A 25,235-nucleotide genomic window follows, 5' to 3' on the forward strand; every position below is an offset into this window, starting at 1 on the left:
GCGGCCTGCCCTGCCCGGTCGCCCGATGTCCCCCAACTTCCTCTTCGCCACCGGCATCGAGAACAGCTATCCGACGATCCGCGGTGGCACGCACCGGGTCGACCAGATGGCGCTCTGCGGCCACTACGACAAGTGGAAGCTCGACTTCGACCTGGTGCAGGACCTCGGCGTGCCGGTGCTGCGTTACGGCCCGCCGATCCACACCACGTGGCTGGGCGACGGCCGTTACGACTGGACCTTCGCCGACCAGACGTTTCCCGACCTGCGACGTCGCAACATCGCGCCGATCACCGACCTCTGCCACTTCGGCGTGCCCGACTGGGTCGGCAACTTCCAGAACCCGGATTTCCCGCAGCTGTTCGCGCGCTATGCGCACGACTTCGCGCGACGCTATCCGTGGGTGCAGCTCTATACGCCGGTCAACGAGATGTTCATCTGCGCGGCGTTCTCCGCGCTGTACGGCTGGTGGAACGAGGAACTCGCGAACGACCGCGCGTTCGTCACCGCGCTGAAGAACATCGTCAAGGCGAACGTGCTGGCGATGGGCGCGATCCTGGAAGTGCGGCCGGACGCGATCTTCATCCAGAGCGAGTCGTCGGAATATTTCCACGCGGAGAATCCATCGGCGATCGGGCCGGCGGAATTCATGAACGCGCGACGCTTTCTTTCGCTCGATCTCAACTACGGCCGTCGGGTGAACTCGGAGATGTACGAGTACCTGATGGACAACGGGATGACGCGCGACGAGTACCACTTCTTCATGGGACACGAGTACAAGCACAACTGCATCATGGGCAACGACTACTACGTCACCAACGAGCATCGCGTCTGCGCCGACGGCAGCACGCGCTCGTCGGGCGAAGTGTTCGGCTACCACGTGATCACGCGGCAGTACCACGACCGCTACCGCCTGCCCGTCATGCACACCGAAACCAATCTTCGGCAGGGCCCGAACGGCGACGAGCCGGTCAACTGGCTGTGGAAGGAATGGGCGAACGTGCTGCGCGTGCGCAACGACGGTGTGCCGGTGGTCGGATTCACCTGGTACTCGTTGACCGATCAGGTCGATTGGGACACCGCGCTGCGCGAGCCGAACGGACGCGTGTTCGAAGTCGGCCTGTACGACCTCGATCGCAAGATCCGACCGGTCGGCACCGCGTACAAGCAGCTCATCGCCGATTGGCAACAGGTGCTGCCGACGAACAGCGTCTGCCTGCAGGTCCCGGTGACGATGCCAGCGGACTACGCCAGCGCGCACGACGAAGAACAGAAGGCCGACGCCGCCGAAAAGCGCGACGACACGACGACGGCGCCCGCGAACACTCCATCGACCGAAACCTGAGGCACGCATCATGGATCGACGTTTCGAGAACAAGGTCGCACTGGTGACCGGCGGTGCGAGCGGTATTGGCCTCGCCATCTGCAAACGTCTCGCCAGCGAAGGCGCGCGCGTGGTGATCGTCGACTACAACCAGGCGAACCTTGATCACGCCGAACCCGAGGTGCGCACGGCCGGCGCGGCGGACGTGCTGACCAGCCTTTGCGACGTCAGCGTTGAAGCACAGGTCGAAGCGACAGTGAAAGCCACGCTCGATCGTTTCGGGCGTTTCGACGTGCTGGTCAACAACGCGGGCCTGATGCAGTTCAAGCCGCTGGAAGAACTGACCGGCGACGACTGGCTGCGCGTGCTCGGCGTCGACCTGCTGGGCGCGTTCTTCTTCACCAAGCAAGCGTTCCTGCACATGGGTACCGGCGGCGCGATCGTCAACGTATCGAGCATCCACGCGGTGGAAACCACGCCGCACGTGGCGAACTACGCGGCGGCCAAGGCGGCACTGGTATCACTGACGCGTTCGACATCGCTGGAAAGCAAGCCGCGCGGGCTGCGTGCCAACGTGATCCTGCCGGGCGCGATCGATACGCCGATGCTGCGCGAGAACCCGAACGTCAAGAGCGGCGTCGAGACCATCGACGAGAACGACGTCGGCAAGCCGGAAGACGTGGCGGCGCTGGTCGCGTACCTCGCATCCGACGACGCGCGCTTCGTGCAGGGCGCGGAAGTCCGCGTGGACGGCGGACGCCTGGATCGCCTGTAAAAAAAAAGCGCCCCGGTTAACCCGGGGCGCCGTTGTGTTGCGCGTTGCTTACTTCGACTGCAGGGACACGTCGTCGACGAGGAACGACGTCGCGACCTGCGAGCCTTCGACGCCTTCGAAGTACACGCGCACCGTCTGGCCGCGGTAGCTCGACACGTCGAAGGTCTTCTGCACGTAGGTCGAGCCCTTGTTGAGGTTCGAGTACGTCGCGAGCGTGGTCAGCACCGTATTGCCGGAATTGCGCAGCTGCACCTTGAGCGTGTCGTAAGCGCTGGTCGTGGTGGTTTCATCGCTTGCCACGCGCAGCCAGAACGACAGCGTCACCGTGATCGCGGTCGACGGAATGGCGATGGTCTGGTAGCCGTAATCCGTCGCGGCCGAACCGTAGCCGTTGAGCCACAACTTGTACGTGCCGCCGTGCGCCGCGTACGTGCTGCTGTTGGTGATGTCGCCGCTGGTCGCGGTCCACGAGGTGGTACCGGATTCGAAGCCACCGTTCTTGACCAGTTCGGTCGTGGTGGTCGTATTGCTCACCGAGAACGCGACGCTGGACGACGAACCCACATTGCCTGCCGCGTCGTAGGCCTTGGCGACCAGCGTGTGCGAGCCGTTGGCAAGCGTGGTCGAGTCGAGCGTCATCGAGAACGGCGACGTGGTGTCGCTGCCCTTGAGGCTGCCGTCGACGTAGAACTCCACCTTCGTCACGCTGACGTTGTCGGTCGCGCTCGCCGAGAATGTGACCGTGCCACTGGCGCCTGATTCGGACGCGCTCACCGTCGGTGCCTGCGTGTCGCCACCGCCGCCGCCCGTGCCCTGAGTCACCCACACCGGCGCGGACCACAGGCGAAGGCCGTTCGCCTGCGTGATCTGCGCGTAGTAGAAGTGCGCGCCGCTTGCGGGCGTGAACGTGGTGGTGTCGCTGCCTTCGTACAGCTGCGTCACCGTGCCGTTGCGGCCGGGCACGCCTTCGAAGATCTGCACGCGCTGCGCGCTCTGGCCGCTGGTGCTGGCGTAGTTCGCGGTGAGCGTGAGCGGGCCGCTGTTGTTGAACGACTCGCCCATCACATGCCCGTTCGCGGTGAGCACGAGCTGGCCGGTGCGGTCTTCGGTCGCGAACGTGCGACGCGCCTTGAGTGCGTCGTAGAAGTTCGTCGTGTTGAGGGCGGCGCCGTTCGGTAACAGCACGCCGGTGCGGTTGGTGAAGCTCAGGCCCCAGTTCGCGCAGTGGTTGTCCTGGTCGCTCGCGGGCGCCACCTTGTAACCGCGCTCGAGCAGGATGTTCCAGGCCGTCTGGTAGCTGCTGCGGCCGGTCTCGGTCTCGGTCATGTTGGTGGAGAACGCCGAGGAATTCAGCACTTCGGCGAGCACCATCACCTGCGCGCCGTTGGCGTCGTAGCCCAGCGCGGTGCCATTGACGAGGAACTGCCCGCTGCTGGCCGGATGATTGAACATGCCGATCCAGCTGTGCGCCTTCATCGTCGAATACAGCGCCGGGTAGTCGCTTTTCGGCGTGTTCACTTCGCCGATCAACTGGCCGGAGGAATTGGTTTCCCACTCGGCGAGCTGGTCGACGTTGAGGATGTTGAGGTGGCCGCCATTGCTGATGACGCCCCACTCCAGACCGTACATCGCGAGGAAGGTGGGATGCGCGCTGCGGTAGTTGCTCGCCAGCGTCAGGCCGCTGTGGAACAGGTTGATCGCGGTGGTCGGGTTCGCGCTCGCGTTAGTGCTCGTCGAGCCGTCGAACATGTGGTTGTGTTCGGACGTGAGCAGGAAGTCGCCGTGCGCCTGGTTCTGCATCATCGTGTAGGCGTCGGTCGGGCCGTAGGTGCCCGCCTGCGGGTTCTCCGCGCCACTGCACTGCGCGAGCGGCGTGCCGCCGTCGCTGTGATTGGTCTGGCTGTGCAGGTTGCCGTAGTAGACGGTGTAGGCGAGCCCGCCGGTCGCGGGCGCGGCCTGCGCGGTGAGCGACTGCGGCGCCGACTGCGCGGTCATCGTCTGCGTCGAACCCGCAGCCGACTGCGCACCGATGCGCAACGGCGCGCGCGGCGTGACGTGCGCGGGCGCGACGTTGCCGACCTGCACGTCGTAGCTCTGCTCGACGGTCTCGTCGCCGAACAGGCGGAAGGCTTCGTCGATGCGCGTGCCGATCGGGCGCGCGTCGCTGGCGTCGACCACGGTCGGCACCGCGCGCAGGCGCAGCGTGTAGTAGCCAGCGGGTGCGGCGCCGCCCTGTTGCATGCCGCCGTTCCAGGTCGCCGGCACGATGACGTGGCGTCCGCCGAGCTTGGTCAGGCCGCGGTCACTGGCGATGACGCGGCCATCGGGGGCGACGACATCGAACATCCACGCCGCAGCGGTGCGATCGCCGGCGCCGGGGTAGTCGAAGTGCAACTGCACTGGGAAGCGCCCGGCCTGCGCGTGGAACGGCGCCGCGATCGACGCGTCGAATTCGTAGTGGTCGGGATGGGCGAACTCGGTCGCGGAGGCGGCGGTCGCAATGGCGGTAACGGCCAGCGCGAGCGCGGCGGCAAGAGCGGATCGGGTCATGGGGGCGTCCGTGGGAGTCCGCATCCATGCGCGGGGTGTCCTGCCCGTCGATGGTCGACGCGGTTTCCGCCACTTTCGTGACGGAGCGCGCCATTTCCGACGAACGGCGGCCGGATCACTGATCGGAACTCGTTAGGTGAGTGCGATCGGGGCCGGCCGATCCCGACAATTCCCTTTCCCGACGCGGGTTTAGCCGTCCGCGGACCGCCAGCCCGGGTTCGCCCGCGCGTGACGGACTTCACGCTCTGCCGCTGCAATGCACCACGGTCCCGCGTGGCCGCCGCAGCCGACGGGCCGCCTGCCGCGGCCGGTTCACGCCTCGAATACCCGTCGATATGGAACCGTCGGAACGTCGGCGCGATATCGCCGGCGTCAACGGGATTCGGCTTCGCATGGACACGAATGCACATCCTTCGCCGCTGGCGCAGCTGGACGATGCCGCCGCGGCATTCCTGCAGCGCATCGCGACCTCCGCGCGCGACTACCTCGGCGCGCATGTCAGCTTCGTCGCCGAACTCACGCCCGACGCCAAACTCATCCGCGTGACCGCCGGCCCCGCCGACGCGGCCGGGCTGTCGGTCGGCACGCGCTTCGAGCTCGACGACACCTACTGCCATCGCATGCTGCAGGGGCGCCTGCCCGAAGCCATCTACGACGCCGGCCACGACGCGCGGTCCTGCGACATCCCGCTCACCGCGCGACTCGGCATCGACTCGTACATGGGCGTGCCGGTGCAGCTACCCGACGGCCGCGTGCTCGGCACGCTCTGCTGCATCAACTTTCCGCCGCATCCGGAATCGCGCACGCGCGATCTCGGCGTGCTGCGTTTTCTCGCCGGGCTGGTCGGCGTGCAGCTCGACGAATCGATGCGCGCGCACGACCTGCGCATGCAACGACACGACGCCATCGACGCGGTGCTGCGTCGCGGCGGCCCCGGCATGGTGTTCCAGCCGATCGTGTCGCTCGACGGACGCGGTGCGATCGGCGTCGAAGCCCTGTCGCGGTTCAATGCTCCGGTGCAGGCCGCGCCCGACATCTGGTTCCGCGAGGCCTGGGCGGTCGGGCTCGGCGTCGACCTCGAACTGTGTGCAGTGCGTAACGCGCTCCCCGTGCTCGAGCATCTGCCGCAGGGCATGTTCCTCTCGCTCAACGCATCGCCTGAAACCGTCGGGCGCGCGGAGTTCATGGAGGCGATCACGCGCGTCGATGCATCACGTCTCGTCGTCGAGATCACCGAGCACGCGGCGATCGACGATTACGCGCCGCTGCTCGATGCCGCGAAGCGCCTACGCGATGTCGGCGTGCGCATCGCGATCGACGACGTCGGCGCGGGTTACTCCAGCCTGCGCCATGTACTGCAGCTCGCACCCGATATCGCCAAGCTCGACATGAGCCTGACCCGCAGCGTCGACGGCGATCCGGTGAAGCAGGCGCTGGCCATCGGCATGATGGCGTTCGCTGCACACACGGGCGTCACCGTAGTGGCGGAAGGCGTGGAAACCATGGCCGAGGCCGATGCATTGCGCATGGCCGGGGTGCGCTATGCGCAGGGCTTCCTGTTCGGCCTACCGGATGCCACGCTGCACTAGAACGCGACCGTCGAATCGATAGGTGACAACACGGGCAGCCGCGCGACGAACTCTTCGGCCGGAAGCGGCTTGGAGAACAGCCAGCCCTGTCCGAACGGCACACGCCATTCGGCGAGAATCGCGGCCTGGTGTTCCTGCTCCACGCCTTCGGCGACCATCTCCAGCGACAGCCCGCGCGCCATTTCGACGATGTGGAACGCGACGTGGCTGGTCACCGCATCGCTGCCGACGGTGTCGACGAACGCCTTGTCGATCTTCAATGCATCGAGTTCGAACGTGGTGAGCTGCGCGAGGCTCGAATAGCCCGTGCCGAAATCGTCGACCGACACCTGCAGGCCCAGCGCGCGCATGCGCTTGAGCATCTCGCGCACTTCGCCGGTATTCGCGAACGCACGCTCGGTGACCTCGACGTGCACCTGCCCCGGCCTTGCGCCGGTGCGCTCGACGAGCCCACGCAACAACTCGAGCGTCTCGTTGCGCAGCATGTCGGCGGGCGACAGGTTGATCGACAGGAAGAACAGGTCTTCGCGCATCGCGAGTTCGGCGAGCACGGGTTCGACCAGCCGCAATACGCGTGCGGTCACCGCCTCGATCAGGCCGGCATCTTCCGCGGCGGGAATGAAAAGGTCCGGGCGCACCATGGCGCCGTCGGGCCGCTGCCAGCGCAGCAGCACTTCCGCGCCGACCCAGCGGCGATCGATCAGGCTGACGATCGGTTGATACACGGCGAAGAATTCGTCGCGCTGCAGGCCGCTGCGGATCGCTGCCGCCGATGTCATTTGCGAGCGCGCAGCGCGCAGCGTCGCGTAGGCCATCAACACGCCGAGCAGCACGCCGATCGGCACCAGCACGCGCGCGACACGCGCCACCGCGCCGCTGTAGCTGCCGGGGTCGAGCGTGGCCACCGCAACGATTGCGAAGTGCTTCGACCGGTATTGCGCGACGGTACGGCTGTCGACGGTGAACGTGCGATGCGCGCCCGGCTTCAGCGACGTCGCGCCCTTGGCCCACGCCGGGTCGAAGCGCCCGCGCGTCGCGAGCAGGCGATCCTCCGTCAACGCGACGACGGCGAGCGACGTGCCCGATTCGGTGACCGTGGTATCGACCGGCAGCAATTTGTGCACGACCGCCGCGAAGTGGCCGTTGTCGACGACGATGAAGCGGTTGGTTGGTGCAAACGGCAGCGCCACGTTCTGGCGCACGTGGATGCCGACGGAGGACGTGTAATCGACCGGCCCGAGGTCGATGGGCGGATCCAGCGCACCGTACGACGAGCAATACAGCAGGTTGCCGCGCAGTATTCCGATCGACTGCACGTAGCTCGACGATGCATCGATCCCCTGCAGCACGTTGCGCGCGGCCGGGCCGCAGCTGTCGACGCCGGGCGTTGCGCCGAGGCGCTTGAACGCGTCCTGGATCTGGCCGGCGGCACTGTCGCTACGGCGCAGCACGTCCTGCGCATAGACCGATGCACGGCGCCCCTGGTCGGCTCTCGCCTGCTCACGCGCCAGCAGCAGCGATGCGACAACGGGCAATGCCGTGGCCACGACGATCAATGCGACCGCGATCCAGGCCACGCGCGAGCGATGGATCTCTAGCGACGTCATGTCGGCTCCGATCTTCCTGTCGCGGCCCGGCGCCCGGGGCCGCTTGCCGATCATGCGCGCGGGCGCTCGCGCATTGCACGTGCCGGTGGACGGTATTGGGACGGGGTCGGCGGCCGGCCGTCAGCTTGCAACGATGAGGCGTCCCTTGGCGCCGCGGCCCCTGGGACGGCTCGGCTACCATGCGGCCGAGGGAGGGACCATCGATGCGCAAGCTACTCGTCTTCGGTCTGATGGCCGTGCTGCTGGCCGGCTGCGCGGGCATGCACGCGACGCGCGATGGCGGGCCGACTGCGGTGATGTCGGTTCCACCACCACCACCGCCACCACCGCCACCGCCTCCTCCGCCTCCTCCGCCTCCTCCGCCGCCTCCGCCGCCTCCGCCGCCGCCATCTGTCGACGATGGGTCGGCGCGGGCTGCGGGGTCAGCGACGCCGCATGCATCACGTCCTTCGCGGCGCGCGGCTTCATCCGCAGCGATGACGTCATCGAACGACGCCAACGCGTCGACGCCCACAACACCGGCAAGCAACACAACGTCGGCAGCGACGGCGACGCGCGCAAGCGACGCACCGGCAACAACGCGCGCGAGCCAAGCGGATGGGAGCGACACCGCGACGCCGCGAACTGCAGCATCGCCCGACGATGTCACCACGAGCGCAGCAAGCTCGACCGCCATCGTCGACCGCCTGCTCGCCCAGCTGCAGCCCGGCCACGTCGCGTTCAATGCGCCGCAGGCGGTGAACATCGAGCAGACCGTGCTCGTGCAGCTGGTCGTCAGCCCCGATGCCAGCGAAGCCACGCTGCGCGAGCGCATCGAAGGGCCGGGCAAGGTTGCGAGCGAGTCCGTGCAGGTCGCCAACATGATGCAGGCGCGGCTTACGGGCGAAGGCTTCCGCATCGTCGCGCAGACGCCCGAACGCCAGCTGGTGTCGTCCGGCGTCACCGAGTGGGCCTGGGAGATCACACCGCAGGCGCCCGGGCATCACACGCTCAATCTCTCGCTGGACGCGCTAGTGTCGCTCGACGGCCAGACCGTGCCGCGCACGCTGCGCACCTTCCGCAAGCCGATCGACGTCGACGTCACCACGCGCCAGCGCGTGACGTCGTTCCTCGACGCCAACGGCAAGTGGGTCTGGACCACGCTGCTCGTACCCGCTTTCGGCTGGTTCGCGAAGAAGCGCAAGGATGCGAAGGCCGCGAAGGACGAGCTCGCCAAGAACGATTCAGCGAAGAGTGACGACGCGAAGAGCTGAGCGTCGTCGCCAGTCATTGTCCAAATGCATCGCGCGTCGACATCACGCACGGTGACGGCGCATCCGGACAACTTCCGCCTCGGCGCCTATAGCCCCGCGCTATAGCAGCGATCGGAACGTTCGATTTTCGTAATCGGCCGTGCAGGCCTACGTTAGGCCGGCGACGACGCGGCGATAGCGTCGTCGGCCGCACCCTGCATCGCCATGCACCGCGACGTCGACGTCTAGATGCAGTCGCTCATCACGGGCAGGTCGCCCACGAATCCCGCATGCACCCAGGTCGCACCTGCCAGCGCATGCAACGCCCAAGGAGATCTATCGAATGAACGCCGAATCGAAGTGTCCGGTCGCCCACCATCCGAAGCAGACGCGCAACAACGCGCACTGGTGGCCCGACCAGTTGAATCTCGGCGTCCTGCATCAGCACTCGGCCTTGTCCGACCCGATGGTCGAAGGCTTCGATTACAAGGCGGAGTTCCGCAAGCTCGACTTCGATGCGGTGATGCGCGACCTGCATGCGCTGATGACCGATTCGCAGGAATGGTGGCCAGCCGACTACGGCCACTACGGCCCGTTCTTCATCCGCATGGCGTGGCATGCCGCGGGAACGTATCGCATCTTCGACGGCCGCGGTGGTGCGCGCTCCGGCGAGCAGCGTTTCGCGCCGCTCAATTCATGGCCCGACAACGGCAACCTCGACAAGGCGCGCCGCCTGCTGTGGCCGATCAAGCAGAAGTACGGCAAGCGCCTGTCGTGGGCCGACCTGATGATCCTCGCCGGCAACGTCGCGCTGGAATCGATGGGCTGCAAGACGTTCGGTTTCGGCGGTGGTCGCGAAGACATCTGGGAACCGCAGCCGATCGACTGGGGCCCGGAATCCACGTGGCTTGGCGACGAGCGCTACAGCGGCGAACGCGAACTCGCGAACCCGCTTGCCGCGGTGCAGATGGGCCTGATCTACGTGAACCCGGAAGGGCCGAACGGCAAGCCCGATCCGGTGGGCTCCGCGCGCGACATCCGCGATACGTTCGGCCGCATGGCGATGAACGACGAAGAGACGGTCGCACTCGTCGCGGGCGGTCACACCTTCGGCAAATGCCACGGCGCGGGTCCTGCGCATCACGTCGGCGCCGAACCGGAAGGTTCGAACATCGAGGAACTCGGCTTCGGCTGGAAGAGTTCGTACGAAAGCGGCATCGGCGCGCACGCCATCACCAGCGGCCTCGAAGGCGCGTGGACCGCGACGCCGACGCGCTGGGACATGAGCTACTTCGAGACGCTGTTCGGCAACGAATGGGAGCTCACCACGAGCCCCGCCGGCGCACAGCAGTGGAAGCCCAAGGGCGATGCGAACCGCAACGTGCCCGACGCGCACATCCCCGGCAAGGTGCACCAGCCGATGATGACCACCGCCGACCTCGCGCTGCGTTTCGATCCGGTCTACGAAAAGATCTCGCGCGACTTCATGGCGAATCCCGACAGGTTCGCCGATGCGTTCGCGCGTGCCTGGTTCAAGCTCACGCATCGCGACATGGGCCCCAAGGTGCGCTACCTCGGCCCGCTGGTGCCGCAGGAAGACCTGATCTGGCAGGACCCGCTGCCGCCGGTCAACCACGCACTCATCGACGATGCCGACATTGCGTCGCTCAAGCAGCGCCTGCTCGATTCGGGTCTCGCGATCCAGCAACTGGTCAAGACGGCTTGGGCGTCGGCTTCGACGTTCCGCGGCACGGATCTTCGTGGCGGTGCGAACGGCGCACGCATCCGTCTCGAGCCGCAGAACAACTGGGAAGCGAACGAACCCGCCGAACTCGCGCAGGTGCTGTCGACGCTGGAAGCGATCCAGCGCGACTTCAATGCATCGCAATCCGTCGGCAAGAAGGTGTCGCTGGCGGATCTCATCGTGCTCGGCGGTTGCGCGGCGGTCGAAGCTGCAGCGCGCAAAGCGGGACACGATGTCACCGTGCCGTTCACGCCGGGCCGTGTCGATGCATCACTCGATCAGACCGACGTCGATTCGTTCGAAGTGCTGGAACCCGCCGCCGACGGCTTCCGCAACTACACGCGCGCCGGTAATGAAGCCGCCGCCGCAACCGCGCTCATCGATCGCGCCGCACTGCTCACGCTCACCGCACCGGAGATGACCGTGCTCGTCGGCGGCCTGCGTGCGCTAGATGCGAACACCGGTCACGCACCGCACGGCGTGTTCACCTCGCGGCCCGGCACGCTGACGACCGACTTCTTCATCAACCTGCTCGACATGCGCACCGCGTGGCAGAAGTCCGAATCCAACCCGGGCGTGTTCGAAGGCCGCGACCGCAAGACCGGCGAACTGCGCTGGACGGCGACGCTGGTCGACCTCATCTTCGGCTCCAACTCGCAGCTGCGCGCGCTGTCGGAGGTGTACGCGGCCAGGGATGGCGAAGCCGACTTCGTGCACGACTTCATCGCCGCATGGACGAAGGTGATGGAGCTGGACCGCTTCGACCTGCGTTACCGGCAGGCGGCGTAACCGGCTGCAACGAACACGACGGCATCGACACGCCGTCGCGTTCACCGCGGTATCGTCGCAATGCGGCGGCCCCGCGCGGAGCGATGCATGAGCGTCCTGCAATCCCTGGGAATCGCACTGCCCGTCATCCAGGCGCCGATGGCAGGCGTGCAGGACGAAGCGCTCGCGATCGCCGTGTCGTCGGCTGGTGCGCTCGGCTCCATGCCCTGCGCACTGCTCGGTCGCGAGCAGATCGAACGCGCGCTCGATCGTTTCGCGTCGCTCGACGCACCCATCAATCTCAACTTCTTCTGCCACGAGATGGCGGAGCCGGACGCCACGGAACTGCAGCGCTGGCGTGACGCGCTCGCGCCGTACTACCGCGAAGCCGGCCTCGAGATCCCGCCGCCGAGCAACGCAGGCGCGCGACGACCGATCGATGCCGAGACCGTGGCGCTGCTCGAACGCTATCGACCGCGCGTGGTCAGTTTCCACTTCGGCCTGCCGGCGCCCGAACTACTGGCGCGCATCAAGGCCTGGGGTGCGCTGGTGCTGGCCTCGGCTACAACACTCGACGAAGGCCGCTGGCTCGAACGCAACGGTGCGGATGTCGTGATCGCGCAGGGCATCGAAGCCGGCGGCCATCGCGGGCATTTCCTGTCGGACGACCTCGCGCAGCAGCCGTCGACACTCGATCTCGTCGCATCGCTGTCGTCGAATCTTTCGGTGCCGATCCTCGCGGCCGGTGGCATTGCCGACCGCGGCGACGTGCAGCGTGCGCTCGCCGCCGGCGCCATCGCGGTGCAGGTCGGCACGGCGTATCTCTCCTGCGCGGAAGCGACAACCACGTCGGTGCATCGCGCTGCACTGAAGGATGCGGAACGCGAAACCGCGATCACCAACCTCTTCAGCGGCCGGCCCGCACGCGGCCTGGTCAATCGTCTGATGCGCGATCTCGGCCCGCTGTCCGATCTCCCGCCGACGTTTCCGTGGGCATCGCAGGCACTCGCGCCGTTACGCGCGCACGCGGAAGCATCGGGCCGCGACGACTTCACGCCGCTGTGGTCGGGCATGAAGCGCAGCAGGTTCGACGGAATGAGTGCCGCGGAAGTGACGCGTGCACTGGCAGGCGTCGACTAGAAAGGAGCGCGGTTGTTCGACACGCAGTCGAACGAAACGTCGTCGAACGCAACTCAGTTCGAAGCGCGCACGCCGTCTTCCATCGACTTCAGCAGTCGAATCAGTAACGGAATCGCCACCGGCTTCACCAGATGGTGGTCAAAGCCCGCAGCCAGCGCGCGTTCGCGATCGGTCGCCTGACCCCAGCCGGTGAGTGCGACCAGCGGAATCGTCGCGCCTTTCGAGCGCAGCATCGCGGCGACGTCGTACCCGGTCACCTGCGGCATGCCGATGTCGACGATGGCGACGTCCGGACGAAAGCGGTCATAGGCCTCCACGCCGCTGGTGCCGTTGTCTTCCACCTGTACCTCGGCACCGGCCATGCCCAGCGTCTGCGCGAGGCTGTTGCCGACGTCGACATTGTCGTCGACGACCAGCACGCGCAATGACAGCTGCGGCAGCGATACGTCCACGGCTACGGGTTCCGTCATGTCGGCGCCTTCGACGCACGGAAGCGTCAGCGTGAACGTGCTTCCGGTGCCCGGGCCGGCGCTGGTCGCGTCGAGCGAACCGCCGTGCAGCGTCGCCAACCGCCGTGCCAGCGCAAGCCCGATACCGAGCCCGCCCTGATGCGTCGCCTTGACGCGATCGCCGCGCGTGAACATCTCGAACAGGTGCGGAATTTCCGAGGGTTCCATGCCGATGCCGGTGTCGCGGATCGACAACATGACGTTGCCGGATGCGGCGGACGCCAGCACTGCGATCCGTCCATCGGGATCGGAATACTTCGCCGCGTTGTTCAACAGGTTCGCGACGATCTGCGCGATGCGCACGCGATCGCCCTGCAGCCAGACCGGTTCGTTCGGAAGTTCGATAGACAACTCGTGACGTCCGGCATCGATCACCGGCCGCGCCGCCTCGACCGCGCTTTCGATCACGGACTCGAGCGTGAACGTCTCCATGTGCAGCGGCACATTGCCGCGCGTGATGCGCGACACCTCCATCAGGTCATCGACGAGGCGAACCAAGTGGTTCACCTGTCGCTCCATCATCGAATGCACGCGCGCCTGCGGTCCGGTCGCGTCGGACATCCGTCGCAGGATTTCGACGCCGTTGCGCAGCGGCGCGAGCGGGTTGCGCAGCTCGTGCGAAAGCGTCGCGAGAAATGCGTCCTTTGCGCGATCGGCGTCGCTCAGGCGGTCCGCGTGGTCGCGCACGATCTGCTCGGCTGCCTTGCGTTCGGTGACGTCGCGCGTGGTGCCGGCGACCGCGACCACGTCGCCCGAGGGGTCGAGCACCGGCGCGAAGATGTAGTCGTAGATGCGCCGGCCATTGGTGCCGGTGAATGGAATCTCGCCGCGTATCGGCGCCTTCGTGGCGATCACCTGCGCGAGTTCGCGGTCGTGCATGTCGGCGTGCCACTGCTCGTAGCCGAGATCCATCCACGTCTTGCCGCGCACGTCGTCCACCCCCCAGACCTTCAAGAGCGCCTCGTTCGCGTAGAGCGCGCGGTGATCGATATCGAAGATGTAGACGAAGTCCGGCGTGTTGTTGAGCGCGGTCTCGTACAGGCGCGCCTGGCGCTCCGCATCGAACGCGACACGCTCGCGTTCCTGCTCGGCCAGAACCTGCGTGGTGACGTCGCGGAAGTAAACGGAAATACCTTCCGGCGCGGGATACGCGGTCACTTCGTACCAGCTGTCCATGCCCGCGTAGAACGCGGTGAACGAACTCTTGCGACGCTCCTGCATGGTGCGCCGATAGTGGTCACCGAAGGCGCTGTGCTCACTGCCCGGGAACTGTTCCCAGATCAGCTTGCCGCGCAGCGAGCCCGGCTCATGCCTGAGGATGCGGTGTGCCTCGGGATTCACGTAGTTGAAGCGCCACTGCCGGTCGAGCGTGAACACGCCTTCGGTCATCGCATCGAGGATGGCCGTCGAACCGCTGCGGGCCTCGGTCGCTGCATCCTCCGAGTGATGGAGGATGTAGGCGACGTTGCCGTCGTCATCGAAGATCGGCGTGTTGAACGCCGACCAGTAGCGCTCTTCGAATCGGCCGGCTTCATGATTGAAGACGTCGAAGCGTTGCTCGTGACGCGCCGCGAAGCGCGCCGCGATGACGTTGTCGAACGAAGCGGCGAGACGCGCAACGCTGCCCGGCGCTTCGGGTGATTCCGGAAAAACATCGAAAAGCGGCCGGCCGATGACGTCGTTCGCGTCCGCCGCGAACCCTGCGAGCTGGCGGCTCACCGCCACGATCGGGTAACCCGGCACGGCGCCCAGCAACGCGTAGTTGCCCGGAAGGCACTCGATCACGCGCATTGCGTCACGTGAATTCATGTCGAGCGCCGAGCCGTGGGAGCGCGGAGTTTACGTCAGGGGTACGCAGCGCCGCGTGGACGGCGGCGCTGTTCGGGGTCGGTCGGGGCGCGCGCGGTTGTCGAAGAACGTCCCGCGAAGGAGCGGCCCGACCGCGCCGTCAATCGCTCAGGACAGCGCCTCGAGACGCTTGACCGCCTCGCGCTTGCCCAAGCCGCGCACCGCGGCGAGCGCAGCCTGCTGGCCGTCGCGCGGCACCGTCTTGCCGGTTTCCCAGTTGTAGACCGACTGGCCGCTCGCGCCGACCAGGCGTCCGAAGTCCGCGGCCGACAGCCCGAGCCGCGCGCGCAGGGATTTCAGGCCCTTTGCGACGAAACGCGTACGCACGCCGCCTTCGTCGTCCGCGGGTGCCGCCGCCCGCGTCGTCTTCGACGAAGCCTTGAGCTGGCGCTGCAGCTGCGCCACCTGGCGCTTGAGCTCCGCGATTTCCCGGCGGTAACCCGCATTGGACTTACGAAGCGGATCGACCGCCGTCTTGATCTCCTTGCGGGCCAGACGCGTGATCTCGCTCTTCAGGACAGTACTGAGGTTGGGCATGGGGGCAGCCTTCGGAATAAGTGCCGTCACTCTATACACCTAAGGCGACTTCGTTCAGCCGTGCGGGTCCTCACGAAGTGGTCCTGTCGACGTTCGACAGCGAATCGCCGAGCTTCCTATCCGCTCCAATTCATCACGCGCCGCTTTCAGCATCGCAGCACCGCCGAGGCGACCCTTCCGGATCCGCCTCGGCTGCAATGCGGGGGCCACTCGTGGCCGATGGCGCGCGCTTAGGTCCTCAATACGACTTCTGGAAGTTCAGCTGGATGCCGTTGTCGCGATCGCCCGACGTTCCAAACATGCCGCGATAGTCGAGGCGGATCGAGAAGTCATTGCGCAGCACCCACGTGGCGCCGGCGCCGATGAGATAGCGCGTGCGGTCGAAGCCGACGACGGTCGCGGTGTACAGCGCGCCGGACGGCAGGTCGGCGTAGTGCATCGACGCGTCCCCATCGTCCTGGAAGTCGTGCTGGTATTCGACACGGAACTCCGGCGCGAATGCACCCCACGACGTGGCGCGGCGCGTGCCGAAGCGAATGCCGAGATCGCCGGTGGTGCCATCGACCGACTGCTCGTTGTACGCGAGCGCGTACAGAGCATCGCCGTGTTCGGTGTACGCATCGAGCGTCGCGCGGGTGATGTCGACACGCGCGTACGGCGTGACCAGCCAGCCGCCGTGCAACAGGTCGGCGCCCGCCGATATGGAACCGAACCACTGGCTACCGTCGCGCGAGCCTTCGACCGTGCCGCCGTTCACCGTGACATGTCGACGCGTGTCGAACGACAGTCGCTCGTAACCGACGAGACCGTCGATGAAGAACGCGCCGCCCGGATGGAAGCTCGCGTAGGCGGCCAGCGCGTAGGACTCGCCCTTCGTGCGCGTGTCGAAACTGCCGATGTCGGTGGCATCGCGGCCGTAGCCGACGCCTCCACCGATCGCGAACGTATCGGTGACGCGGTAGTCGGCACCGGCACTGACGCCGTCGGTTTCGAAGTCGAGCGACGAGGAGCCCGAATGCCCGCCGGTGCTACCCGAGCGCAATGCACCGCCGATCCAGAGGCCGCCAGCAGACGACGCTTCCCTCGCGGTCGGACCGTTCGATGCCTCCACATCTGCACCGCCCGCGTCGGCCGCGCCGATGCCGGGGCGTTCGATGCGTGTATCGATGCAGGCATTCGTCGAGTGCGGATTGTCGCTGCAGTGCGCGCTGTCGCTGAAGCTCAGCGAATTGTGCGAGCTGCCTTCGCGACCACCGCCGTGCAGGCTCTCCAGACGCGATTGGAAGTTGTTGATCTGCGCGTCGGCAAAGCGGTGTGTCGCCTGTGCCTGCGCATCGACGAGGCCACGCACTTCCGCGTCACGCGACGGATCGGGACGCGGAGCGACTGTGAACGCATACGCACGCGTTGCGGTGAAGCCGAGCGCGTCGGTCGCGGTGACGGTGAACGCAAATGTGCCATCCGCGGTCGGCGTGCCCGACAGCCCGCCGTTCGACGCGACCGAAAGACCGGCCGGCAGCGTGCCCGCGCTGATGGTGAAGCGATACGGCGCCGTGCCGCCGCTCGCGCTCAATGCCTGCGAGTAGGCCGTGTTCGCGACTCCGGCAGGCAAGGTGGCCGGCGTGATCGCGATGGATGGCGCCGACAGCGTCAGCGTGTAAGCGATGACGATCGATGCCGGGCGCGCCTGCGGTGCTGTCGGTCGCGCGGATCGAGATCGGGAACGCGCCTGCGACGGTCGGGGTGCCGGACAGCACGCCGTTGTCGGCATTGAGCGTCAGGCCCGCGGGCAACGTGCCGGATGCGAGCGCGTAGTGGTACGGCGCGATGCCACCGCTTGCGACGAACGTCTGCGTGTAGGCCGTCTCCGCGGTACCGGTGGGCACGGTGGCAGGCGTCATCGTCAGCGTGGGCGCTGCGATCGACAGCGTGTAGTGCGCACTCGTCGCGCCAGGCGTGCCGGCCGTGGCGTCGCTGACATTGACGTCGAACGCGAATGAACCGGACTGCGTCGGCGTGCCCGACAGCGTGCGCGTGGCCGCGTCGAACGTGATGCCGGTCGGCAGCGTGCCGGCCAGCGTCGTCGTATACGGCGCGATGCCGCCTGTCACGGCGAACGCCTGCGAATACGGCGAGCCTGCGGTGCCGGACGTGACGGTCGTCGGCGACAGCGCGAGCGTCGGCGCCGCGATGTCGAACGCATAGGCTTGCGTAGCCGACTGCCTGTGGACATCCGACGCGCGGACGGTGAACGCGAAGTGGCCGGAAGCTGTCGGCGTGCCGGATACCAGGCCGTTGGACGCGAGCGTCACGCCGGCAGGAAGGGTTCCGGCGACCACGTCATAGGTGTACGGCGCAACGCCACCGGTCGATGACAGCGACTGCGAGTACGCAGCGGTCGATGCGCCGTTCGGCAGCGTCAATGGCGTCAGCGAGATCGATGGCGCAACGACCTGCAGCGTGTATGTCTGCGACGCGGTGAACGGCGCGCCGGCGCCGGTCGAGCCGGTGTCGGTCGCGGTGATCGTAATGCCGTAGCTCCCCGGCGCGGTCGGCGTGCCCGACAGCGTGGCGCCGTTGAACGACGTGCCAGCCGGCAGCGCACCCGTAAGTGCGTAGGTGTAAGGACCGACACCGCCGGAAGCGGCGAATGCCTGCGTGTAAGCAGTGCCGTAGGGCGCAGTGAGCGAGCCGCTGGCCGGCGAAAGCGCAAGCACGGGCGCGGCGACCGTCATTACGAAGGTCTGGCCAGCGGCATACGGACCGTTGCCGGTGCTGCTGTCGGTGGCCTGCACGGCGACGTTGAACGTACCTGCCTGCGTCGGCGTGCCGGATACGGTCACGCTGTTCGTAGCGTTCGATGTGATCGAGACGCCCGCGGGGAGACCGGTTACCTGGTACGCGTCGTACGGCGCGTTGCCGCCCGACCACGTAAACGTCTGCGTATATGCCGCACCGACGGTCGCGTTGAGGCTGCCGGACGGCGTGACGGTGACGGTCGCATCACTGATCGTGATCGTGACGGTCGCGGGCGCGGTCGTCGTCAGGCCGTCGTTCGCGGTGTACGTGAAGCTGTCGGCCCCCGCATAACCGGCCGCGGGCTGGTAGGTGATCGTCGTGCCGCTCGCGATCGCCGTGCCGTGCGACGGCGCCGTTCCGATCGCGACGGACGTCGCCGTGCCGAGGATGTCGAGCGTGATCGGCGTGGCGCCTGCCGCGTACGACACCGTTGCGCTAACCGGCCCGGCAGCGAGCGGCGGCTTCGGCGTAACGGCATCGGACGGCGTCGATGCAGCGCCCGCACCGGCGGTGTTCGTCGCGGTAACGGTGAACGTGTATGCGGTGCCGTTGACGAGACCGGACACGACGATCGGGCTCGACGCACCTGATGCGGTAAACCCACCCGGTGCCGACGTCACGGTGTAACCGGTGAACGCCGCGCCGCCGGTGTTCGACGGCGCCGTGAACGAGACCGTTGCCTGCGCATCGCCCGCGACCGCGCTCACCGAGGTCGGCGCCCCAGGAACGACGGCATTGACGGTGAAGCTGCGACTGACGCGAGACGCGGGCATATACGCGGCATCGCCCGCCTGGTCGGCGTCGATCATGCATGTGCCGGCGGCAAGGAACGTCAGCGTGCCCGACGACGTGACCGAGCACACCGCGGGCGTCGACGAATCGAACGACACCGGCAGGCCGGATGTCGACGTGGCAGTCAGCGTCGGCGAGGTGCCGTACGACTGCGCGCCTGGATTCGCGAACGTGATGACCTGCGGTCCTGCCGGGGTAACGCTATTGGATTGCGACGACGCTGCGCCTGCGCCCGCCGAATTCGTCGCGGTAACTACGAACGTGTACGCGACACCGTTGGTGAGGCCGTTGATCGTGATCGGCGACGTACCACCGGTCGCGGTGATTCCGCCCGGCATCGACGTCACGGTGTAGCTCGTGACCGCGGCTCCACCCGTCGAGGCGGGTGCGACGAACGAGACGATCGCCTGCGCGTCGCCTGCGGTCGCAGTGCCGATCGTCGGCGCACCCGGCGCGACGGCTGCGACGGTGAAGCTGCGCGACACGGTCGCCGCGGCATTCGTCGCGCTGTCGCCCGACTGATCCGCATCGATGCTGCAGGTGCCAGCCGATACGAACGTCAGCGCGCCACCCGAGGTGACGGTGCAAACGCCGGTCGTGGTCGAGCTGAAGGTTACGGTCAGACCTGAGGTCGACGTGGCCGTCAGCGTCGGCGTGGTGCCGAACGCCTGCGTGCCCGGGTTGGCGAAGCTGATGCTCTGCACGGCTTTCGGAGTGACCGTCGCGGATGCGCTCGACGCTGGACCCGTGCCCGCGGAGTTGGTGGCCGTTACGGTGAACGTGTACGCGGTGCCGTTGCTCAACCCGCTCAGCGTGATCGGGCTTGTGCCTCCGGTTGCGGTAATCCCACCCGGTGCCGAAGTGACGGTGTAACCGGTGACCGACACGCCGCCCGTGTAAGCCGGTGGCGTGAACGTAATCGTGGCGGCTGCGTCACCCGCTGTGGCGGCGGTGATGCTCGGCGCGCCCGGAGCGACCGCATTCACTGCGAACGATTGCGCGACGACGGGTGCCGCGGAGAACGCGGCGTTACCCGCCTGGTTCGCGTTGATCGTGCAGGTGCCGACCGACACGAACGTCAGCGCGCCTCCGCTGGTGACGGTGCACACGCCGGTCGTGGTCGACGAGAAGTTCACCGACAAGCCGGACGAAGCCGTGGCCGTCAGCGTCGGTGCGGTACCGAAGTTCTGCGCGCCGGGATTCGCGAACGTGATCGTCTGCGGCGCGGTCGGTGTGACGCTATTGGACAAGCCCGACGCGGCGCTCGTACCCATGATGTTCGTGGCGGTAACCGAGAACCGGTATGCGACGCCATTCGTGAGGCCGGTAACCGTGATCGGGCCGCCGGTGCCGGTCGCGGTGAATGCGCCCGGGGTCGACGTCACGGTGTAGCTGTCGACGGGGTAGCCGCCGTCAAAATCCGGCGGGTCGAACGCCACCGTGGCCTGCGTGTTGCCCGGCGTAGCGGTGCGAATGATCGGTGCGTCGGGCTGGCGCGGCGCAGCGAACGAGACGACCAGCGTGTTGGTCGCGCCACTGCGCGCAGCGCCGGTCGGGCGCGTTGCGCGCCAACGCCCGATCGCCGAGATGCTGCCGATCGCGACATCCATCGCCTGCGTCGTGTACGTGAACGTGCAGTTCTTGGTCGTGCCCAGGGCCGCCGGCATACCGGGGCAACTCAGCGCGGACATCCCCGCGGGGCCGCCGCTGGTGAACGTCAGCGAGTCGATATCGGTGTTACCGGTCGACAGCTGCACGTTGAACGTGAGCACCTGGCCTTCGCGCGCGAAGGTCGCCGGCCTCGAGCCGGTGATCGTCACCGTCGTGGCGTTCTGCGCTGCCACTGGAGTCGCGACCAGAGCCGTCAGCGCCAGCAGGGCTGCGCCCGCGAACCGTCGAATACGGGTCCGGAGACCAACGGACGAATTTTCCGCGGACGATCGAACGCCCACGCCGAACCGGCGCGGGTTCGCGCTCTGCTGCCACATGTGACTTCCCCCTGACGATCCGCGGCGCAGGTCACCCCAAACGTGTGACGGGCTGCGCGGCGAAGCGCGTATGAGATCACATTTCGTTCACGAAGGCTCGTGTTGACACCCGGGGCGGCTCGGGCGGTCAAGGCGCTATCGCGCAGGACACGCGGAACCCGGGGTTTCCGGCGATCGCGCACTGGGCTAGAAAACTGTTCCGGCGACGCGCGGTTCGGAAAGCTTTATGCGTCGACGATCCCAACCATCGCTGCACGTCCGCGGTGTTCCCTATGCGTTGGCTCGCGTAGCAACACTCGTGCGAAACGGAATGACGATAACTAGCTCGCCCCCATTGCATCACGTGCGACATGCGCTACGTCGACGCCGCGCACTTAAATGCTCGTCAGCCCAATCAGCGAAGCCGCGAAGCGGTCACGCGGGCGATGAGACCACTACGTCGAGGCCGCGCGCGCAGCTAGCAATGGGCCCACCAGGATTCGAACCTGGAACCAAGGGATTATGAGTCCCCTGCTCTAACCGTTGAGCTATAGGCCCGCAGCGGAATCGATTGTAGCGGCTGCATAAACGACGAGCCCGCCAATCGGCGGGCTCGTGTGCATTGCGGTGGCGCGTTCGATCAGTCGATGTCGAGGAACGAGCGCAGCTGTTCCGACCGGCTCGGGTGACGCAGCTTGCGCAGCGCCTTCGCCTCGATCTGGCGGATCCGCTCGCGGGTCACGTCGAACTGCTTGCCGACTTCTTCCAGCGTGTGATCGGTGTTCATGTCGATGCCGAAGCGCATGCGAAGCACCTTGGCTTCCCGCGGCGTCAGGCTGGCCAGCACGTCGCGCACCGTTTCCGACAGGTTGATGTCGGTGGTCGCGTCGATCGGGGACATCACGTTCGTGTCCTCGATGAAGTCGCCGAGGTGCGAATCCTCGTCGTCGCCGATAGGAGTTTCCATCGAGATGGGCTCCTTCGCGATCTTCATGACCTTCCGGATCTTGTCCTCCGGCATGTCCATTTCCTTCGCCAGCTCCTCCGGCGTGGCCTCGCGGCCGTACTGCTGGAGCATCTGGCGGGAAATGCGATTGAGCTTGTTGATCGTCTCGATCATGTGCACCGGGATACGGATGGTGCGCGCCTGGTCGGCGATCGAGCGCGTGATCGCCTGGCGGATCCACCACGTGGCGTACGTCGAGAACTTGTATCCGCGGCGGTATTCGAACTTGTCGACCGCCTTCATCAGGCCGATGTTGCCTTCCTGGATGAGATCGAGGAACTGCAGGCCGCGGTTGGTGTACTTCTTGGCGATCGAGATCACGAGGCGCAGGTTGGCCTCGACCATCTCCTTCTTCGCCTTGCGCGCCTTCGCTTCGCCGTAGGCCATCGCGCGGCTGATTTCCTTCAGCTCCGCCAGCGTGACCTTCATGCGCTGTTCTTCGTCGATCGTCGCCTGCTGTTCGAAGACGATGCGATCCTTGACGTCGCGCAGCGCCGACGCCCACTTCTGCTTGCGCTTGAGCAGCTCGTCGACCCACTCGAGGTTGGTCTGGTTGCCGTCCCACGCGCGGATGAAGTCCTTGCGCGGCATCTTCGCGATGCGCACGGACAAGTCGAGGATGCGGCGCTCGTGCTCCTTCACCTTCGCGACGGACTCGCGCAGGTTGCGCACCAGTGCGTCGGTGAGGTTCAACGGAAGCTTGAGCGTGACGAAGATCTCCGCCATTTCCTCGCGGATCTTCTTGGTCGCCTTGTGATCCGGGCCGTTCTTGGCGTGCGACTTCTCGAACTTGCCGTAGAGGTCGGCCAGCGCGCCCATGCGATTGGCGACTTCCAGCGGATCCGGACCGGTCGGGCCGGCTTCCTCGGCCGTATCGTCACCCTCGACGTCGTCTTCCTCGACTTCGGCATCGACGTCCACGACTTCCGGCACCGGTGCCGGCTCCGGCACGTCATCGATCTGGTCGAGGAACCCGACCACGACTTCGGCGAGGCGCTTCTTGCCGCCCTTGTGGAGTTCGTAGTCGCCGAGGATCTGCGCGATCGTGCCGGGGAACGACGCGAGCGAGGCTTGGACCTGGACCAGGCCTTCCTCGATCCGCTTGGCGATGGCGATTTCGCCTTCGCGGGTCAGCAGTTCGACCGTGCCCATCTCGCGCATGTACATGCGCACCGGGTCGGTGGTGCGGCCACCTTCCGAATCCAGCGACACGAGCGCCGCCGCGGCTTCTTCCGCCGCGGTGTCGTCGACTTCGCGGTTACCGCTGGCTTCGCCTGCGAGCAGCAGCGTCTCGGCATCGGGCGCGGTCTCATGGACCTGGATGCCCATGCCGTTGATCATGCCGATGATGTCTTCGATCTGTTCCGCATCGACGACGTCATCAGGCAGGTGGTCGTTCACCTCGGCATAGGTGAGGTAGCCCTGCTCCAGACCCTTGCTGATCAGTTGCTTGATGTCCGACTGCGGGGTCTGACGTTCGTTGGCCATGGGCTGCGCCACCATCTAAAGGGAACAAGGGAACCGTCTATTATACCAGCGCCGCTTCCCGGGCAGGCCGGATGGCGGGCTGGAATCTGAGCGGGTCAGGCCCGCAGCAGGAACGTGACCGGGCCGTCGTTGACCAGGCTGACCACCATATGGGCACCGAAACGTCCGGTTTCCACCACCGGATGGCTCGATCGGCAGGTCTCGACGAGGCGGTTGAAGAGGGGTTCAGCGATTTCCGGCGGTGCGGCAGTCTGAAACCCCGGCCGCATGCCCGAGGCAGTGTCGGCCGCCAGCGTGAACTGGCTGACGAGCAGCAGTCCGCCGCCGGACTGCGCCAGCCCGAGGTTCATGCGGCCGGCCTCGTCAGCGAACACTCGATAGCCGAGCAGGCGCTGCGCCATCCGCGCGACCTGCGCCTCGCCGTCGCCGGGCTCGATGCCGACCAGCGCGAGCAGGCCCGGCCCGATCGCCCCGACCGTCGCGTCATCCACCGTCACTTCCGCGCGCGTTACGCGCTGGATCAGGGCGAGCATGGGCGGGCGCCGGCGGTCATGCCGCGAGGCTAGCAGAGGCCTCACGTCGTCGGCCGCGTCGCGCAAAACGCGCGCCCCTTAGACTGGCCGGATGCCGCGTGTTCTTGCCGCCCTCCTCTACCTGCTTGCCGCCGCCGTCGCGCGCCTGCCGTGGCGCTGGCTCGCCGCGCTGGGCGACGCGATCGCCCGGCGCGCGATCCGCCGCGACAGCCGCGAATCGCGCATCACCCTGCGCAACATCGAACTCATCGCGCCCGAACTGCCGCCCGACCGGCGCGAATCGCTGCGACGGGACATCGTCCGCGTCACTGCGCGCCAGGCCATCGAGACACTGCGGTTCTGGACGCGTCCGCACGAGCGCAACCTTGCCGATATCGCCGAACTGCACGGCGTCGAAACCTTCGACGCAGCGATCGCCGCCGGCCGCGGCGTCATCGTGCTGGCGCCCCACTACGGCAACTGGGAACTGCTCAACCAGTGGCTGGCCTCGCGCACGCCGCTGGCGATCCTGTACGCGCCGCCGGAATCGGCAGTCGGTGATGCCTTCCTGCAACGCGTGCGTGCAGCGCATGGCGACGCATCGCGGGTGACGCAGATCCGAGCCGAAGCCGCCGGTGCACGGCAGTTGTTCAAGTGGCTGCAAGGCGGTGGTGTGGTCGGCATTCTTCCGGACCAACAGCCCAAGCAGGGCGACGGGGAATTCGCGCCGTTCTTCGGCCGGCCTGCGCTGACGATGAGCCTGGCCGGGCGTCTCGCATCACGCACCGGTGCGACGGTGCTGATCGCGTGGTGCGAACGCATCGGCAACGACGCACGCGGCCCGCGATTCGCGCTGCATGTCGAACAGGTCGGCGACGCCATTGCCGATCGTGACGTCGCGACGTCGGTTGCCGCGCTCAATCGCGCCGTCGAGCAGGTCGCGCGGCGCGATCTTTCGCAGTATCAATGGACCTATAAGCGCTTCTCGATCCAGCCCGACGGCACCAATCCGTACTGGCCGGACTGCTACTGACGACAGGGGAACGATATG

14 protein-coding genes, 1 tRNA gene and 2 pseudogenes are annotated in these 25,235 nt (G+C 66.8%); 7 read left to right on the forward strand and 10 right to left on the reverse strand.

The window, feature by feature from the left end; genetic code table 11:
• Positions 1-25: 25 nt before the first annotated feature.
• Positions 26-1,342: a family 1 glycosylhydrolase gene (locus ACVWZN_RS11120; protein ID WP_456953862.1), complete on the forward strand. Its 1,317-nt coding sequence runs from the start codon at positions 26-28 to the stop codon at positions 1,340-1,342.
• A 10-nt stretch (positions 1,343-1,352) separates the two neighbouring features.
• The gene (locus ACVWZN_RS11125) at positions 1,353-2,096 is read left to right on the forward strand and encodes an SDR family NAD(P)-dependent oxidoreductase (RefSeq protein ID WP_456953863.1); all 744 of its coding nucleotides are present in this window, start codon (positions 1,353-1,355) and stop codon (positions 2,094-2,096) included.
• 48 nt (positions 2,097-2,144) lie between these two features.
• Here the strand turns inward: ACVWZN_RS11125 and ACVWZN_RS11130 are convergent, their stop codons facing one another.
• On the reverse strand, positions 2,145-4,646 hold the full coding sequence (locus ACVWZN_RS11130; RefSeq protein WP_456953864.1) for an Ig-like domain-containing protein: 2,502 nt from the start codon (positions 4,644-4,646) through the stop codon (positions 2,145-2,147).
• A 392-nt stretch (positions 4,647-5,038) separates the two neighbouring features.
• Here ACVWZN_RS11130 and ACVWZN_RS11135 point away from each other — a divergent pair, with 392 nt between their 5' ends.
• A complete protein-coding gene (locus ACVWZN_RS11135) occupies positions 5,039-6,235 on the forward strand; it encodes a sensor domain-containing phosphodiesterase (protein WP_456953865.1) in 1,197 nt (398 codons plus the stop codon).
• On the opposite strand, the gene ACVWZN_RS11140 is transcribed toward ACVWZN_RS11135, so the two are convergent.
• On the reverse strand, positions 6,232-7,842 hold the full coding sequence (locus tag ACVWZN_RS11140) for an EAL domain-containing protein (protein ID WP_456953866.1): 1,611 nt from the start codon (positions 7,840-7,842) through the stop codon (positions 6,232-6,234). The two genes, ACVWZN_RS11135 and ACVWZN_RS11140, sit on opposite strands and share 4 nt — an antisense overlap.
• Positions 7,843-8,318: 476 nt before the next feature.
• Here ACVWZN_RS11140 and ACVWZN_RS11145 point away from each other — a divergent pair, with 476 nt between their 5' ends.
• From ACVWZN_RS11145 to ACVWZN_RS11155, 3 genes are all read left to right on the forward strand, one after another.
• On the forward strand, positions 8,319-9,095 hold the full coding sequence (locus tag ACVWZN_RS11145) for a hypothetical protein (RefSeq protein WP_456953867.1): 777 nt from the start codon (positions 8,319-8,321) through the stop codon (positions 9,093-9,095).
• A gap of 322 nt (positions 9,096-9,417) precedes the next feature.
• Positions 9,418-11,607 (forward strand): catalase/peroxidase HPI, encoded by a 2,190-nt coding sequence (gene katG, locus ACVWZN_RS11150; protein ID WP_456953868.1) that lies wholly within the window; start codon positions 9,418-9,420, stop codon positions 11,605-11,607.
• A gap of 87 nt (positions 11,608-11,694) precedes the next feature.
• Positions 11,695-12,726, forward strand: coding sequence for an NAD(P)H-dependent flavin oxidoreductase (locus ACVWZN_RS11155; protein WP_456953869.1), 1,032 nt, complete (start codon positions 11,695-11,697; stop codon positions 12,724-12,726).
• 53 nt (positions 12,727-12,779) lie between these two features.
• Here ACVWZN_RS11155 and ACVWZN_RS11160 read toward each other — a convergent pair whose 3' ends face one another.
• From ACVWZN_RS11160 to dtd, 8 genes and pseudogenes are all read right to left on the reverse strand, one after another.
• A complete protein-coding gene (locus ACVWZN_RS11160; RefSeq protein ID WP_456953870.1) occupies positions 12,780-15,044 on the reverse strand; it encodes a PAS domain-containing protein in 2,265 nt (754 codons plus the stop codon).
• A 147-nt stretch (positions 15,045-15,191) separates the two neighbouring features.
• Positions 15,192-15,620 (reverse strand): helix-turn-helix domain-containing protein, encoded by a 429-nt coding sequence (locus ACVWZN_RS11165; RefSeq protein ID WP_456953871.1) that lies wholly within the window; start codon positions 15,618-15,620, stop codon positions 15,192-15,194.
• Between the two features lie 238 nt (positions 15,621-15,858).
• Positions 15,859-16,971: an autotransporter outer membrane beta-barrel domain-containing protein gene (locus ACVWZN_RS11170; RefSeq protein ID WP_456954759.1), complete on the reverse strand. Its 1,113-nt coding sequence runs from the start codon at positions 16,969-16,971 to the stop codon at positions 15,859-15,861.
• 30 nt (positions 16,972-17,001) lie between these two features.
• Positions 17,002-17,253, reverse strand: a pseudogene (locus ACVWZN_RS11175) (Ig domain-containing protein); the annotation flags it as partial.
• 67 nt (positions 17,254-17,320) lie between these two features.
• A pseudogene (locus ACVWZN_RS11180) lies at positions 17,321-21,199 on the reverse strand (beta strand repeat-containing protein); the annotation flags it as partial.
• 464 nt (positions 21,200-21,663) lie between these two features.
• Positions 21,664-21,736, reverse strand: a tRNA-Ile gene (locus ACVWZN_RS11185).
• Positions 21,737-21,818: 82 nt separating this feature from the next.
• Positions 21,819-23,672: an RNA polymerase sigma factor RpoD gene (rpoD, locus tag ACVWZN_RS11190; RefSeq protein WP_027081704.1), complete on the reverse strand. Its 1,854-nt coding sequence runs from the start codon at positions 23,670-23,672 to the stop codon at positions 21,819-21,821.
• 95 nt (positions 23,673-23,767) lie between these two features.
• Entirely contained in the window at positions 23,768-24,205 is a 438-nt protein-coding gene (dtd, locus tag ACVWZN_RS11195; protein ID WP_456953872.1) for a D-aminoacyl-tRNA deacylase, read from the reverse strand.
• Positions 24,206-24,296: 91 nt separating this feature from the next.
• On the opposite strand from dtd, the gene ACVWZN_RS11200 reads away from it, so the two are divergent.
• The gene (locus ACVWZN_RS11200) at positions 24,297-25,217 is read left to right on the forward strand and encodes a lauroyl acyltransferase (protein WP_456953873.1); all 921 of its coding nucleotides are present in this window, start codon (positions 24,297-24,299) and stop codon (positions 25,215-25,217) included.
• The last annotated feature ends 18 nt before the right edge of the window (positions 25,218-25,235 follow it).

This window comes from Lysobacter sp. HA35 (assembly GCF_054061195.1).

What these genes read in the sequence shown, in the direction of transcription:
- ACVWZN_RS11120 (WP_456953862.1), top strand. Translation starts at nt 26, where the DNA reads ATGTCCCCCAACTTCCTCTTCGCCACCGGCATCGAGAACAGCTATCCG.
- ACVWZN_RS11125 (WP_456953863.1), top strand. Translation starts at nt 1,353, where the DNA reads ATGGATCGACGTTTCGAGAACAAGGTCGCACTGGTGACCGGCGGTGCG.
- ACVWZN_RS11130 (WP_456953864.1), bottom strand. Translation starts at nt 4,646, where the DNA reads ATGACCCGATCCGCTCTTGCCGCCGCGCTCGCGCTGGCCGTTACCGCC.
- ACVWZN_RS11135 (WP_456953865.1), top strand. Translation starts at nt 5,039, where the DNA reads ATGGACACGAATGCACATCCTTCGCCGCTGGCGCAGCTGGACGATGCC.
- ACVWZN_RS11140 (WP_456953866.1), bottom strand. Translation starts at nt 7,842, where the DNA reads ATGACGTCGCTAGAGATCCATCGCTCGCGCGTGGCCTGGATCGCGGTC.
- ACVWZN_RS11145 (WP_456953867.1), top strand. Translation starts at nt 8,319, where the DNA reads ATGACGTCATCGAACGACGCCAACGCGTCGACGCCCACAACACCGGCA.
- katG (WP_456953868.1), top strand. Translation starts at nt 9,418, where the DNA reads ATGAACGCCGAATCGAAGTGTCCGGTCGCCCACCATCCGAAGCAGACG.
- ACVWZN_RS11155 (WP_456953869.1), top strand. Translation starts at nt 11,695, where the DNA reads ATGAGCGTCCTGCAATCCCTGGGAATCGCACTGCCCGTCATCCAGGCG.
- ACVWZN_RS11160 (WP_456953870.1), bottom strand. Translation starts at nt 15,044, where the DNA reads ATGAATTCACGTGACGCAATGCGCGTGATCGAGTGCCTTCCGGGCAAC.
- ACVWZN_RS11165 (WP_456953871.1), bottom strand. Translation starts at nt 15,620, where the DNA reads ATGCCCAACCTCAGTACTGTCCTGAAGAGCGAGATCACGCGTCTGGCC.
- rpoD (WP_027081704.1), bottom strand. Translation starts at nt 23,672, where the DNA reads ATGGCCAACGAACGTCAGACCCCGCAGTCGGACATCAAGCAACTGATC.
- dtd (WP_456953872.1), bottom strand. Translation starts at nt 24,205, where the DNA reads ATGCTCGCCCTGATCCAGCGCGTAACGCGCGCGGAAGTGACGGTGGAT.
- ACVWZN_RS11200 (WP_456953873.1), top strand. Translation starts at nt 24,297, where the DNA reads ATGCCGCGTGTTCTTGCCGCCCTCCTCTACCTGCTTGCCGCCGCCGTC.